Consider the following 13,204-nt stretch of genomic DNA (forward strand, 5'->3'; position numbering starts at 1 on the left):
CGCGTCACGCACAGTGAAATAATCAGAGATCGAGATCGACTCGTTGTGGGTGACGAGGAAGCCATATTGCGCGCCGCGGGTCGGGCACCAGGTGCGCACGCGCGTGTTGGCGCCGGGCTGCATCAGATAGATCGCAGCGCCGCAGCCGGCCTCGTGGGTGTGCGCGTTCTCGGGCATCCATTTTTCATGGGTGCCCCAGCCGAGCTCGGACGGCTGTACGCCTTCCGACAGAAAACCTTCCACCGACCAGGTGTTGACGAAAACGTCAGGATCTTTCGGCTTCTTCGAGCGCTGGGTGTCGCGTTCGGCGATGTGCACGCCCTTGATGCCGGCCTGCCGCATCAGGTCCGCCCATTCGGCCTTGGTCTTCGGCTTGGGGGCATTGAGCTTCAGGTCGGCGGCGACATTGAGCAGCGCCTGCTTGACGAAAAACGAGACCATGCCGGGATTGGCGCCGCAGCAGGAGACGGCCGTCGTCGAGCCGGCGGGGCGCGCCTTCTTGGCGGCGAGCGTCACTTCGCGAAGCGCGTAGTTGGAGCGTGCTTCCGGGCCCTTCGAGGCATCGAAATAGAAGCCGAGCCAGGGCTCGTTGACGGTGTCGATATAGAGGGCACCAAGCTCGTTGCAGAGCTCCATGATGTCGGTCGAGCCGGTATCGACCGAGAGATTGACGCAAAAGCCCTGGCCGCCGCCTTCGGTGAGCAGCGGGGTCAGCAATTCGCGGTAATTGTCTTTTGTCACGGCCTTCTGGATGAAGCGCACATTCTGCTTCTCGCAATGCGCCTTGCGGCCCTCGTCCTTGGGATCAATCACGGTAACGCGCGACTTGTCGTAGTCGAGATGCCGCTCGATCATCGGCAGCGTGCCTTTGCCGATGGAGCCGAAGCCGACCATGACGATGGGACCGGTGATCTTCGCGTAGATCTGCGGGGTGGGGCTCATGGATGGTTTCTCCGGAACGTGCTGGCGGACAAAAGGTGAGGGGGGATCAGGCGCTGCGGCGCTTGTCAGATGCTGCGGCGCTTGGCGGTAACTTCGATTTCGACCTTCATCTCGGGCTTGGCGAGGGCGGAGACGACCAGCAACGTCGCCGCCGGCCTGATGTCGCCGAGAACCTCACCGCAGACGGCGAAGTGGGCGTCGATGGTGCTCGCGTCGGTGACGTAGTAGGTCGCACGGACGATATCGGCCATCTCGAAACCGCCCTCCTTCAGGGCGGCTTCGATGGTCTTGAAGCAGTTGCGTGACTGGCTCGTGACATCTGAAGGCATCGTCATCGTGGTGTAGTCGTAGCCGGTGGTTCCCGCGACGAACGCGAATTCGCCGTCGATCACGGCGCGGCTGTAGCCGACGGTCTTCTCGAGGGGAGAGCCGGTGGAAATCAGGCGACGGGACATGGGTTCGGCCTCGACTGAAAGGGGGAATTTCATGGGGTTAAAGGGCGTTTCCGGGGCTCGCGCAACCCCAAACGAACGGGGGCTGGCGCAGGCGCGGTCGGGCGTTGCCGCTTAACGCGGCTTGGGTCGTCACCTCGATGGCGATCCCTTAGGCCGCTTGCGCTTGGAGGCCGCGAACCGACCTCCGTTTGGGCAAGGCCGCTCCGGTCGGAACGATCATCCCTTCGGCGCCATCGAGCGCGCCGTCGGTGAACTCGACCGCCAGCAGGCGGTCGCGCTCGAACGGGCCGGGCAGCGACAGCGCGCCGGTCTTCTCACCCGTGAAGCCGAAACGGGCGTAATAGGCGGCATCGCCGAGCAGGATCACGGCTTCATGCCCGCGCGCCCGGGCGGCGGCCAGCGCTTGTTGCATCAGCGCGGCGCCGATCCCGAGCTCGCGGCAGGCAGGGTCCACCGCCAGCGGTCCGAGGACCAGAGCGGGCCTGCCTCCGGCGCTGACGTGCCACAGCCGCACGGTTCCCACGAGTGTCCCCTCGCGCACGGCCGACAGGGCAAGCCCGGCGGCTGGTGCACGTCCGTCGCGCAGGCGCTGGCAGGTGCGGCCATGGCGGGTCTCGCCAAAGCTGGCATCCAGCAGCGCTTCACGCATCGCAACGTCGGCAGCACGCTCCGCACGGATCGCGAACGGAGCGGCATTCGAAGTGAGGTCAACCTGTGTCTTCCGAAAAGCAGTCATGGCGCGTCAGTCCCCGCTTGAACCCGCGTGCGAGAAGCGCGCCGGCTCAAGACGTCGTCAGAATGGCAATGTCAGGGAGGGAGCCGGCAAGCCGGCTCCCGGGTTCGTCAGGCCTCAGAAATGAGGCAGCTCAGATGTGGTAGGTCTTCAGCGGCGGGATGCCGTTGAACGCCACCGCCGAGTAGGTCGACGTATAGGCCCCGGTGCCCTCGATCAGCAGCTTGTCGCCGATCTCGAGCGTCACCGGAAGCGGATACGGGCTCTTCTCGTACAGCACGTCGGCGCTGTCGCAGGTGGGCCCAGCGAGCACGCAGGGCGTCATGTCCGCGCCGTCATGCGGGGTGCGGATGGCGTAGCGGATCGACTCGTCCATCGTCTCGGCGAGACCGCCGAACTTGCCGATGTCGAGATAGACCCAGCGCACCTCATCCTCGTCGCTCTTCTTCGAGATGAGCACGACCTCGGATTCGATGATGCCGGCGTTGCCCACCATGCCGCGGCCCGGCTCGATGATGGTCTCCGGAATCTGGTTGCCGAAGTGCTTGCGCAGCGCGCGGAAGATCGAACGGCCGTAGGTGACGACCGGCGGCACGTCCTTGAGGTACTTGGTGGGGAAGCCGCCGCCCATGTTGACCATGGTCAGGTTGATGCCGCGCTCGGCGCAGTCGCGGAACACCTGCGAGGCCATCGCCAGCGCACGGTCCCACGCCTTCACCTTGCGCTGCTGCGAGCCGACATGGAACGAGATGCCGCACGGCTCCAGGCCCAGGCGCTTGGCGACGTCGAGCACCTCGACGGCCATTTCCGGGTCGCAGCCGAACTTGCGCGACAGCGGCCATTCGGCGCCGGCGCAGTCATAGAGGATGCGGCAGAACACCTTCGCGCCGGGAGCGGCACGGGCGATCTTCTCGACTTCGGCGGTGCAGTCGACCGCGAACAGGCGAATGCCGAGCGCGAAGGCGCGCGCGATGTCGCGCTCCTTCTTGATCGTGTTGCCGAAGGAGATGCGGTCGGGCGTAGCTCCAGCGGCCAGCGCCATCTCGATCTCGGCGACCGTCGCGGTATCGAAGCACGAGCCCATGGACGCCAGCAGCGCCAGCACTTCCGGCGCCGGGTTCGCCTTGACGGCATAGAACACGCGGCTGTCGGGCAGCGCCTTGGCAAAGGTCTGGTAATTGTCGCGCACGACTTCGAGGTCGACGACGAGGCACGGCTCGGTGTCGAGGCCCTCGCTGCGGCGGTTGCGCAGGAATTCCTGGATACGATCGGTCATAGCACTCTCCCAAACGGCCCAGCGACGGGGATCCGTTCAAAAAAATAGCGTCGGATATGAGCGCTCCGGCCAGATCGCGCGATGGAGGCGCGACGAGCCAAAGACTCAGATCAAACTGTGCTGCCGTGGATTGGTTGGGAATTTCCCGCCCGCACACCTGGCAATGAAGGACAAGCCTTTTCAGTAGCCCGCGCCGGCGTTGGAATGCCGGTAGAGACCAAAAAAGCCCGATCCGTCGTTGCTTTAAGTCGCGTCCCCCGTTGAGAGCGGGGTGCGCCGGTTCGCCTCCGGCTGCCAGTCACGGTTGCAAAAAGTGAAGTCACCTTCGACAAGGCATCTCTTTGAGAGAGATGCTGGACGCTCCGGGTTTGCTTGGGTCTTGCGACCTCCGCACTTCCGAAGAGCCCCTCGGCTTCTTCACCCCTTGGCGGCTGTCCGGCCTCTTGTCCGGATACCTACCGACTGACACACGACCACAGGCACGTGCGAAATTGGGCAAGAGCGCACATAAGGCTTTTGACTCCGCTTCGCAAGATTTTTTTTAGGCTGCGGAGAGAATTGCCTAACATCTGCTTGCGCAGTGTTGCGCGAGCGACGCGGAAGATGAACGTGCGTTAAGATTTTTGTGTCGCGCGAGTGTCTCTCTCGCGCGAGAAGCGTCAGCGGCGCTTCGTGAAAGGCTCGACGCGCTGAGCGGCGCGGATGAACGCGGTCATCACGAGCACGCCGAGTGCGAACAGCACGGCTTGCAGGATGTGCGTGCCCTGGTCGCCGAGCCCGAACAGGATCGCGAGCGCCCAGCCGCCGGCAAACGCTGCGCCGAACACCTCTGCGCCGATCAGGATCGCGGCGCTGATGACGGTGATGACGCTCGGCCAGACGATCCGGCGGGAGGACGAGGAAGGCGCGTTCATGAGCTCAGGGGTCCCAAGAGTTCGAGGCTAGGCTTCGGGGGCCGCAATCTCCCCGAAAAGGCGGCCGGGAGCAAGGGCAAATGGCCCAAAAAAGCCCCATCGCGTGCTATAGCTGGCCGCAACAAATCAGGCTCAAAAAAGAGACCCGCGATGTCAGAACCCCGCCAAACTACGGACTCCGAGACCAATCCGCTGCTGAAGGCCTGGGTGACGCCGTTCGCGACACCGCCCTTCGACGAGATCAAGCCGGAGCACTTCCTCCCGGCCTTCGAGCAGGCCTTCGTCGATCACTCGGCCGAGATCGCCGCGATCACCAACGATCCGGCCGCCGCCGACTTCGCCAACACCATCACGGCGCTGGAGCGCTCGGGCAAGCTGCTGAGCAAGGTCGCCTCGGTCTTCTACGACCTCGTCTCGGCGCATTCCAACCCGGCCATCCTGGAGATCGACAAGGAGGTCTCACTTCGGATGGCGCGGCACTGGAATCCGATCATGATGAACGCCGTGCTGTTTGGCCGCATCGCCCAGCTGCACGAGAACCGCGCCAATCTCGCTCTCGACACGGAACAGCTGCGCCTCCTGGAACGCACCTACACCCGCTTCCACCGTGCTGGCGCCGGCCTGTCCGACGAGGCCAAGACGCGGATGGCCGAGATCAACGAGAAGCTCGCCCAGCTCGGCACGAGCTTCAGCCATCATCTGCTCGGTGACGAGCAGGAATGGTTCATGGAGCTGGGGGAGGCCGACCGCCAGGGCCTGCCGGAGAGCTTTGTCGCGGCCGCCCAGGCTGCGGCAGAAGAACGCGGCATGGAAGGCAAGGCCATCGTGACGCTGTCGCGCTCCTCGACCGAGCCGTTCCTGAAGAGCTCGGCCCGGCGCGACCTGCGCGAGAAGGTCTACAAGGCTTTTACGGCGCGCGGCGACAACGGCAATGCCAATGACAACAACGCGACCGTCGTCGAGATCCTGAAGCTGCGGGAGGAGAGCGCCAAGTTGCTGGGCTATCCGACCTTCGCCGCCTACCGGCTCGAGGATTCCATGGCCAAGACGCCCGACGCCGTGCGCGGCCTGTTGGAGCGGGTCTGGAAGCCGGCGCGGGCGCGGGCGCTTTCCGACCGCGACGAGATGCAGAGGCTGATCACGGAAGAGGGCGGCAATTTCAAGCTCGCGCCCTGGGACTGGCGCTTCTATGCCGAGAAGCTCCGCCTCCAGCGCGCCAATTTCGACGATTCCGCGATCAAGCCGTATCTGACGCTCGACCAGATGATCGCCGCCGCCTTCGATTGCGCCACGCGCCTGTTCGGCATCACCTTCGCCGAGCGCAAGGACGTGCCGGCCTGGCACCCGGACGTGCGGGTCTGGGAGGTCAAGGGCCCCGACGGCAAGCACAAGGCGCTGTTCTATGGCGACTACTACGCCCGGTCGTCAAAACGCTCTGGCGCCTGGATGACCTCGCTGCGCGACCAGCAGAAGCTCGACGGCGAGATCGCGCCGCTGATCATCAACGTCTGCAACTTCGCCAAGGGAGCCGGCGGCGAGCCCTCGCTGCTCTCGCCCGATGATGCCCGCACACTGTTCCACGAATTCGGCCACGGCCTGCACGGCATGCTCTCCAACGTGACCTATCCGTCGCTGTCGGGCACCTCCGTGTTCACCGACTTCGTCGAGCTGCCGTCGCAGCTCTACGAGCACTGGCAGGAGCGGCCCGAGGTGCTCCAGCAGTTCGCAAAACACTACCAGACCGGCGAACCGCTGCCGGACGATCTGCTCCAGCGCTTCCTCGCCGCGCGAAAATTCAACCAGGGCTTTGCCACCGTCGAGTTCGTGTCCTCGGCGCTGGTCGATCTCGAATTCCACACCCAGCCGGCCGCCGCCGCGCAGGATGTTCGCGCCTTTGAGAAGAAGGAGCTGGAAAAGATCGGCATGCCTGAGGAGATCTCGCTGCGTCACCGGCCCACCCAGTTCGGCCACATCTTCTCCGGCGATCACTACGCCGCCGGCTATTACAGCTACATGTGGTCGGAAGTGATGGACGCCGACGCCTTCGGCGCCTTCGAGGAAGCCGGCAACATTTTTGATCCGGCGGTCGCAAAACGCCTGCACGACGATATCTATTCGACCGGTGGCTCCGTTGATCCGGAAGCCGCCTATGAGGCCTTCCGCGGCCGGCCGCCTGAGCCCGACGCGCTGCTGCGTCGTCGTGGCCTGCTCGACGGCGCCAAGGCAGCCTGATGGGCATGCGTGCCCTGTTCGGCCTGCTGCTCGCCGCTGCGATGACGTTCGCAGCAGGCGCGGCGAGCGCGCATCCGCATGTCTGGATCACGGCGACGAGCGAATTGCTGTACGCCGCGGACGGCAGCATCACCGGCGTCCGCCATGCCTGGACCTTCGACGACATGTTCTCGGCCTATGCGGTGCAGGGGCTCGAGGGGAAGACCAAGGGCGCCTATACCCGCGAGGAGCTGGGACCGCTGGCGCAGACCAACGTCGAGTCGCTGAAGGAATACGCCTACTTCACCTTTGCGCGAGCCGACGGCAAGAAGGAGCGGTTTAACGAGCCGGTCGACTACTTCCTCGACTACAAGGATACGGTGCTGACCCTGCACTTCACGCTGCCGCTGAAGAACCCGGTCAAGCCCAAGCAGTTGGTGCTCGAAGTGTTCGACCGCTCCTTCTTCATCGACTTCCAGATGGCCAAGGACAATCCGGTCAAGCTGGTCGGCGCGCCCGCCGGGTGCCAGATGAAGCTTGATCGTCCCAACGACGGCACGGCGACCGCGCAAAAGCTCAACGAACAGACCTTCATGGATGGCCCGAACGCCAACTTTGGCATGATGTTCGCCAACAAGATCACGGTGGATTGCCCTTGAAGCCGAAACTCTCCCCGCTCGCGCGCGGGCTGCTCGCCTGCGCTGTGGTTGTCGCCGTACTGGGCGTGGCTGACGCCGCGCTCCACGAGCTCCTTGCGCAAAATCCCTTTGGCGCGCCGCGCCCCGCGCAGGCGGCAGAGCCCGAGGCCAGCGGCCTCATCGGCTGGCTGCTGGCAAAGCAGTCGGAATTCTATCGCCAGATGTCGTCGACCATCCGCGCCGCAAAGACCGATGGCTCGGCGGTGTGGACGCTGCTCTTCATCTCGTTTGCCTACGGCATCTTTCACGCCGCAGGACCCGGCCACGGCAAGGCGGTGATCGCCTCCTATCTCGTCGCCAACCGCGAGACCGCCCGGCGCGGCATCGCGCTGTCTTTTGCCTCGGCGCTGATGCAGTCGCTGGTGGCGATCCTGATCGTCGGCATCTCGGCCTGGGTGCTGAACGCGACCGCCAAGACCATGTGCAAGGCAGAAGGCGCGATCGAGATCGCCAGCTACGCCCTGATCGCGCTGTTCGGCCTGCGACTGGTCTGGGTCAAGGGCCGCACGTTTATTCGCGCGCTCCAGTCGGCCCAGCCGGTGCCGGCGATCGCCGGCGTGCCGCATGACCATCATGACCACGGCCATCACCATCATCATGATGCCCATCATCATCATGACCATGATCACGACCACGCGCATTCCCATCATCACCACGGCGATCACCACGTCCACGACGAGCATTGCGGCCATTCCCACGGGCCCACCCCGAGCGAGCTCGCCGGCCCCGGCGGCTGGCGGCGCGGGTTCGGCGCGATCCTGACCGTCGGCATCCGCCCCTGCTCGGGCGCGATCCTGGTGCTGGTGTTCGCGCTGGCCCAGGGCCTGTTCTGGGCCGGCATCGCCGCGACCTTCCTGATGGGCCTCGGCACCGCGATCACGGTCGCGGCCATCGCCGTCGTCGCCGTCTCCGCCAAGGACATCGCCGCCCGCCTCAGCGCCGGGCGCGACGGCGGCGGCGCACTGTTCATGCGCGGCATCGAATTCGGCGCCGCCGCTCTCGTGCTGCTGTTCGGCGCCGGCCTGTTGTTCGGCTACATCGCGGCTGAGCGGACGACGTGCTTCTAGGCAAGGGTCTCGTGCCCCGGACGCAGCGCAGCGTCCCTTCGACGGTGCGCTGCAGAGCCGGGGCCCATCTCTCCGCGGATTAGCGTGTGGCCTTCTGGGTCCCGGCTCTGCGGAGCAGCGCAAGAGCGCTGCACCGCGTCCGGGACACGGGAGCGACGACTTTGCGAAAGTCCTCTGGTCGGCTATTCAGGCAGCCAAACCAACAAGAACGGTCGGGGGATTCAATGTCGCGTGAAACTTTCTGGTTCTTTCACCCGTTCCGGGTGCGCTATTCCGAGATCGACGGCCAGGGCGTCGTCTTCAACGCGCACTATTTGACCTATTTCGACACCACCATTACCGAGTATTTCCGCGCGCTGGGGTTTGACCAATATGCGGACGCGCAGGCGAGCGGCATCGATTTCCACGTCGTCAAATCTGTCATCGAATACAAGGCGCCGGTCAGGTTCGACTGGGAGCTCGACGTCGGCGCGCGCGTGGCGCGGATCGGTAATTCGAGCCTCACTTTCGAGCTCGCCATTTTCCTCAAGGGCAGCGCGGACGTGCTGGTGACCGGCGAGATCGTGTGGGTCTACACCAACCAGGAGACCCATCGGCCGGTCCCGATCCCGGCGTCGATCCGGGCGCTGATCGCGACGCGGGAGCGTCATCTGCCGGCGTGAGGCCGCCTCACGCCGGCAAAAATCGCTTCAGCATCGGCATGAAGAAGATCCCGAGATTGATCGCAAAGCCGATGCTGAAGAGGATCGAGCGCAGCGTCGGGCGGTTGCCGAGATAGGTCAGCACATAGGCGATCCGCACGATCAGGAACAGCACCGCGAGTTCGTCGATCAGGCGCTGCGGCGAGTCCCGGAATTCGGCGAGCAGCACTGCGAAGGCGAAGAACGGAAAGGTCTCGATGCCGTTCTGGTGGGCGCCGAGCGCACGCTGGGCGAGGGCGTCCTCATAGAAAGCGGGATCGCGCGGGCGTGAATTGTCGAACCCGCGAAACCTGATCCATTTGATCGAAACGATCGTAGACAAGTAGAGCAGCAGCGTTCCAAGAACGCACCATTCCGCGAGTGTCATCAGCCCCTCCCGCTTGGGTGCGACCCTAGCGATTCCGGGCTCATCTTGACAAGTTCGGACCAACGCGCGACCCACAGAGCCATGACCAACGTCGTCGCCATCGAGACCGCCAAACCGGCCACCCAGCCCGCCCCGAAGCGCGTCGGCGTGCTTCTGGTCAATCTCGGCACCCCCGATACGGCCGATGCGCCCGGCGTGCGGGTCTATCTCAAGGAGTTCCTCTCCGACGCCCGCGTCATCGAGGACCAGGGCCTGATCTGGCAACTGGTGCTGAACGGCATCATCCTGCGCAGCCGTCCCCGCACCAAGGCGCTCGACTACCTGAAGATCTGGAACACCGAGAAGAACGAATCGCCGCTGAAGACCATCACACGCTCGCAGAGCGACAAGCTCGCCGACGCATTGTCGGACCGCGACCATGTCGTCGTCGAGTGGGCGATGCGCTACGGCAATCCCTCGATCAGATCGGGCATCGACGCGCTGATCGCGAAGGGGTGCGACCGTATCCTCGCTGTCCCCCTCTATCCGCAATATTCCGCGCCGACCTCGGCCACCGTCTGCGACGAAGTGTTCCGCGTGCTTGCCCGCCTGCGCAACCAGCCGACGCTGCGGGTGACGCCGCCTTATTATGAGGACGAGGCCTATATCGAGGCGCTCGCGGTCTCGATCGAGACGCATCTGGCGACGCTGTCGTTCAAGCCGGAGCTGATCGTGGCATCCTTCCACGGCATGCCGAAATCCTATGTCGACAAGGGTGACCCCTATCAGGGCCAGTGCGTTGCCACGACCGAGGCGCTGCGCCGCCGGCTCGGCATGGACGACACAAAACTGCTGCTGACCTTCCAGTCGCGCTTCGGCAATGACGAATGGCTGCAGCCCTACACCGACAAGACGATGGAGCGTCTCGCCAAGGAAGGCGTGCGCCGCATCGCGGTGGTGACGCCGGGTTTCTCCGCCGACTGCCTGGAGACGCTGGAGGAGATCGCGCAGGAGAATGCCGAGATCTTCAAGCACAATGGTGGCGAAGACTTTTCCGCGATCCCCTGTCTCAACGACAGCGATCCCGGCATGAATGTGATCCGAACCCTGGTGCTGCGCGAGCTTCAGGGCTGGATCTGAGGAGCCCCCATGAACCGCCGCGAATGTCTGGCGCTTCTTGGGATGATCGCCGCGCTGCCGGCCCCGGTGCTGGCGCAGCAGCCGACGCGCCGGCTCGGCGTGCTCTCGGTCACCGCCGATGAGGTGATCGGGCAAGCTCGCCTCGCCGAGACGCTCGCCGCCGATGGCTGGAAGGAGCAGGACAATATCAAGATCGACTGGCGCAGCGGTGCCGGGGATCGTGCTCCCATTGCCCGGCTTGCGGACGAGCTGATCGCGCTCAAACCCGATGTCTTGCTCGCGATCGGCACGCCGTCGGTCGAGGAGCTGCGTCAGCGCACCACGACGATCCCGATCGTGTTCGCCGTCGTCACCGATCCCGTCAGCCAGGGCTTTGTCAAAAACCTCGCGCATCCCGGCGGCAACATCACCGGCTTCACCGATTATGACGGCCCGCTGGCCGGCAAATGGCTGGAGATGCTGACGCAGGTCACGCCAAAATTGTCCCGTGTCCTCGTCGTCTACAATCCCGCCACTGCGCCGTTCGCGCCCCTGATGCTGCGCACGATCGAGGACGCCGCGCGCACCCTTCACGTGACGGTCGAACCCGCGCCGGTGCATGACGCCGCTTCGATTGCGGGGCTGGCCGCGCGGAAAGATTGCGGCCTGCTGATCCTGCCGGACTTCTTCACCATGGCCAATCGCGCGCATCTGCTTGCGGCGATCAATGAAGCCCGTGTGCCGGCGGTGTTCTGGAGCCGCAGCTTCGTCGAGGCGGGCGGGCTGATGTCCTACAGCACCGACAGTGCCGAGCAGCTTCGCCGCGCCGCCAACTATATCGATCGTATCCTGAAGGGCGCACGGCCGGCCGACCTGCCGGTCCAGAACCCCACCAAATTCGAACTCGCGGTCAATCTCAAGACCGCCAGGGCGCTTGGCGTCACGCTTTCCCCGGGCCTGCTCGCAATCGCGAACGACGTGATCGAATGAAGCCGTCAGTGGCGGACGGCCTGTCCGGATTCGTTAACTTTCGCCGTTAGGTCTGCGCCTGCACGCTTTCAAGGCTGTCCCGCAAAACATAATCGTGACCGTTCCCTCTCCGCACGTCTTGTGCAGAATCGCGCCAATGCCGACGTGAGTCGTGGCCGCTGAACCGGTAAGGCGGCGATCCCGACCAATGACAGCGCGGGAAAGGGCTTTTCCCCGCCTTGGAGGATATATGAGCGGTTTCGACATTTTCGCGATTGTTCTGGTTTTGCTCGTCATCGTCACGCTGGTTGCCGGCGTGAAGACGGTGCCGCAGGGCTATGACTGGACCATCGAACGGTTCGGCAAATACACCCAGACGCTGAGCCCCGGGCTCAATCTGATCGTGCCCTATTTCGATCGCGTCGGGCGCAAGATCAACATGATGGAGCAGGTGATCGACATTCCCGAGCAGGAGGTGATCACCAAGGACAACGCCACCGTGACGGTGGACGGCGTCGCCTTCTTTCAGGTGTTCGACGCCGCCAAGGCGAGCTACGAGGTCTCCAACCTGACCCAGGCCGTCACCGTCCTGACCATGACCAACATCCGTTCGGTGATGGGCTCGATGGATCTCGACCAGGTGTTGTCGCACCGTGACGAGATCAACGAGCGTCTGCTGCGTGTGGTCGATGCCGCCGTCTCGCCCTGGGGCCTCAAGGTCAATCGTATCGAGATCAAGGACATCGTGCCGCCGGCAGACCTCGTCGAGGCGATGGGCCGACAGATGAAGGCCGAGCGCGTCAAACGCGCCGACATCCTTCAGGCTGAAGGTGCACGCCAGTCCGAGATCCTGCGCGCCGAGGGTGCCAAGCAGGGCCAGATCCTCCAGGCGGAAGGTCGCCGCGAGGCCGCCTTCCGCGACGCCGAGGCACGTGAGCGGTCGGCGGAAGCCGAGGCCAAGGCGACGCAGATGGTCAGTGAAGCCATCGCCAAGGGGGATGTCGCCGCGCTGAACTATTTTATCGCCGACAAATATATCAAGGCGTTCGGCCAATTCGCGGACTCGCCGAACCAGAAGATCATCATGCTGCCAGTGGAAGCCGTGAGCATGCTGGGCTCGCTCGCCGGCATCGGCGAGATCGCCAAGGCAACGTTCGGCGAAAGCGCGGCATCCGCGGCCGCCGCCGCGCGCCGCCCGGGCTCTGTGCCTCCGACCGGCAGCACACCGCCGGTGGTGCCGCCGCGGTGACGGGATTTCTCAAAGAGGTCGTGTCATGACCGACATGTTCGTTACGCTCGGTACCTGGAATTGGCTGATTTTCGGCTTCGTCCTGATGGCGCTGGAGGTGCTGGCGCCGGGCATCTTCCTGTTCTGGCTGGGGCTCGCTGCGCTACTCGTCGGCCTGATCTCGTTCGCGGTGGCGATATCCTGGCAGATTCAACTCGTGATGTTCGCGGTGTTCGCGGCCGCCGCCGTGCCGGTGTGGCGCCGCCTCGCCCGACCGAAGCCGGATGCCAGCGCCAGCCCCTTCCTCAACAAGCGAGCGGATGCGCTGTTGGGCCGCGAGTTCACGCTGGAGAAGCCGATCGTTGACGGCAACGGCACGATGCGCATCGGCGACACGGTGTGGCGCGTGGCCGGCCCCGATACGCCGGCTGGGACGAAGGTGAAGGTTGTACACGTCGACGGTGCGAATTTGACGGTGGCGGCGGCGTGAAGACTCTTCCCCTCTCCCCTTGTGGGAGAGGGTGGCTCGCCGCAAAGCGGCGAGA

Annotated in this window: 14 protein-coding genes; 8 read left to right on the forward strand and 6 right to left on the reverse strand. The window is 64.6% G+C overall.

Going from position 1 to position 13,204, the window contains the following annotated elements:
• From IVB29_RS12155 to IVB29_RS12175, 5 genes are all read right to left on the reverse strand, one after another.
• Window positions 1-942: saccharopine dehydrogenase NADP-binding domain-containing protein (locus IVB29_RS12155; RefSeq protein WP_247503606.1), on the reverse strand; the 942-nt coding region annotated here is incomplete at its 3' end.
• Between the two features lie 65 nt (window positions 943-1,007).
• Complete coding sequence (locus tag IVB29_RS12160; RefSeq protein WP_247503607.1) at window positions 1,008-1,397, reverse strand: RidA family protein; 390 nt, start codon at window positions 1,395-1,397, stop codon at window positions 1,008-1,010.
• 148 nt (window positions 1,398-1,545) lie between these two features.
• The gene (locus IVB29_RS12165; RefSeq protein ID WP_247503608.1) at window positions 1,546-2,133 is read right to left on the reverse strand and encodes an N-acetyltransferase; all 588 of its coding nucleotides are present in this window, start codon (window positions 2,131-2,133) and stop codon (window positions 1,546-1,548) included.
• A gap of 130 nt (window positions 2,134-2,263) precedes the next feature.
• Window positions 2,264-3,406: a type III PLP-dependent enzyme gene (locus IVB29_RS12170; RefSeq protein ID WP_247503609.1), complete on the reverse strand. Its 1,143-nt coding sequence runs from the start codon at window positions 3,404-3,406 to the stop codon at window positions 2,264-2,266.
• A gap of 659 nt (window positions 3,407-4,065) precedes the next feature.
• Window positions 4,066-4,320, reverse strand: coding sequence for a hypothetical protein (locus tag IVB29_RS12175; RefSeq protein WP_247503610.1), 255 nt, complete (start codon window positions 4,318-4,320; stop codon window positions 4,066-4,068).
• A gap of 150 nt (window positions 4,321-4,470) precedes the next feature.
• Between IVB29_RS12175 and IVB29_RS12180 the strand changes: the two genes are divergently transcribed.
• From IVB29_RS12180 to IVB29_RS12195, 4 genes are all read left to right on the forward strand, one after another.
• Window positions 4,471-6,552: a M3 family metallopeptidase gene (locus IVB29_RS12180; protein WP_247503611.1), complete on the forward strand. Its 2,082-nt coding sequence runs from the start codon at window positions 4,471-4,473 to the stop codon at window positions 6,550-6,552.
• Entirely contained in the window at window positions 6,552-7,190 is a 639-nt protein-coding gene (locus IVB29_RS12185) for a DUF1007 family protein (protein WP_247503612.1), read from the forward strand. The genes IVB29_RS12180 and IVB29_RS12185 overlap by 1 nt, the downstream gene beginning before the upstream one ends.
• A complete protein-coding gene (locus IVB29_RS12190) occupies window positions 7,187-8,296 on the forward strand; it encodes a nickel/cobalt transporter (protein WP_247503613.1) in 1,110 nt (369 codons plus the stop codon). Before IVB29_RS12185 ends, IVB29_RS12190 begins: the two co-directional genes overlap by 4 nt.
• A gap of 224 nt (window positions 8,297-8,520) precedes the next feature.
• A complete protein-coding gene (locus IVB29_RS12195) occupies window positions 8,521-8,958 on the forward strand; it encodes a thioesterase family protein (RefSeq protein WP_247503614.1) in 438 nt (145 codons plus the stop codon).
• A gap of 7 nt (window positions 8,959-8,965) precedes the next feature.
• Here the strand turns inward: IVB29_RS12195 and IVB29_RS12200 are convergent, their stop codons facing one another.
• Window positions 8,966-9,364 (reverse strand): MAPEG family protein, encoded by a 399-nt coding sequence (locus tag IVB29_RS12200; RefSeq protein ID WP_247503615.1) that lies wholly within the window; start codon window positions 9,362-9,364, stop codon window positions 8,966-8,968.
• Window positions 9,365-9,445: 81 nt separating this feature from the next.
• Between IVB29_RS12200 and hemH the strand changes: the two genes are divergently transcribed.
• The 4 genes from hemH to IVB29_RS12220 all read left to right on the forward strand — a co-directional run bounded on the left by hemH (window position 9,446) and on the right by IVB29_RS12220 (window position 13,149).
• Window positions 9,446-10,483 carry a ferrochelatase gene (gene hemH / locus IVB29_RS12205; RefSeq protein WP_247503616.1) on the forward strand — a complete coding sequence of 346 codons (1,038 nt, stop codon included), beginning with the start codon at window positions 9,446-9,448 and terminating at the stop codon, window positions 10,481-10,483.
• Window positions 10,484-10,492: 9 nt separating this feature from the next.
• Window positions 10,493-11,452: an ABC transporter substrate-binding protein gene (locus IVB29_RS12210; protein WP_247503617.1), complete on the forward strand. Its 960-nt coding sequence runs from the start codon at window positions 10,493-10,495 to the stop codon at window positions 11,450-11,452.
• A gap of 229 nt (window positions 11,453-11,681) precedes the next feature.
• On the forward strand, window positions 11,682-12,680 hold the full coding sequence (locus IVB29_RS12215; RefSeq protein ID WP_247503618.1) for an SPFH domain-containing protein: 999 nt from the start codon (window positions 11,682-11,684) through the stop codon (window positions 12,678-12,680).
• Between the two features lie 25 nt (window positions 12,681-12,705).
• Entirely contained in the window at window positions 12,706-13,149 is a 444-nt protein-coding gene (locus IVB29_RS12220) for an NfeD family protein (RefSeq protein ID WP_247503619.1), read from the forward strand.
• Window positions 13,150-13,204 lie beyond the last annotated feature (55 nt).

Origin of the sequence: Bradyrhizobium sp. 1 (assembly GCF_023073315.1) — a bacterium.
GTDB lineage: Bacteria > Pseudomonadota > Alphaproteobacteria > Rhizobiales > Xanthobacteraceae > Bradyrhizobium.

What these genes read in the sequence shown, in the direction of transcription:
- IVB29_RS12210 (WP_247503617.1), top strand. Translation starts at nt 10,493, where the DNA reads ATGAACCGCCGCGAATGTCTGGCGCTTCTTGGGATGATCGCCGCGCTG.
- hemH (WP_247503616.1), top strand. Translation starts at nt 9,446, where the DNA reads ATGACCAACGTCGTCGCCATCGAGACCGCCAAACCGGCCACCCAGCCC.
- IVB29_RS12200 (WP_247503615.1), bottom strand. Translation starts at nt 9,364, where the DNA reads ATGACACTCGCGGAATGGTGCGTTCTTGGAACGCTGCTGCTCTACTTG.
- IVB29_RS12195 (WP_247503614.1), top strand. Translation starts at nt 8,521, where the DNA reads ATGTCGCGTGAAACTTTCTGGTTCTTTCACCCGTTCCGGGTGCGCTAT.
- IVB29_RS12170 (WP_247503609.1), bottom strand. Translation starts at nt 3,406, where the DNA reads ATGACCGATCGTATCCAGGAATTCCTGCGCAACCGCCGCAGCGAGGGC.
- IVB29_RS12215 (WP_247503618.1), top strand. Translation starts at nt 11,682, where the DNA reads ATGAGCGGTTTCGACATTTTCGCGATTGTTCTGGTTTTGCTCGTCATC.
- IVB29_RS12180 (WP_247503611.1), top strand. Translation starts at nt 4,471, where the DNA reads ATGTCAGAACCCCGCCAAACTACGGACTCCGAGACCAATCCGCTGCTG.
- IVB29_RS12175 (WP_247503610.1), bottom strand. Translation starts at nt 4,320, where the DNA reads ATGAACGCGCCTTCCTCGTCCTCCCGCCGGATCGTCTGGCCGAGCGTC.
- IVB29_RS12160 (WP_247503607.1), bottom strand. Translation starts at nt 1,397, where the DNA reads ATGTCCCGTCGCCTGATTTCCACCGGCTCTCCCCTCGAGAAGACCGTC.
- IVB29_RS12165 (WP_247503608.1), bottom strand. Translation starts at nt 2,133, where the DNA reads ATGACTGCTTTTCGGAAGACACAGGTTGACCTCACTTCGAATGCCGCT.
- IVB29_RS12185 (WP_247503612.1), top strand. Translation starts at nt 6,552, where the DNA reads ATGGGCATGCGTGCCCTGTTCGGCCTGCTGCTCGCCGCTGCGATGACG.
- IVB29_RS12220 (WP_247503619.1), top strand. Translation starts at nt 12,706, where the DNA reads ATGACCGACATGTTCGTTACGCTCGGTACCTGGAATTGGCTGATTTTC.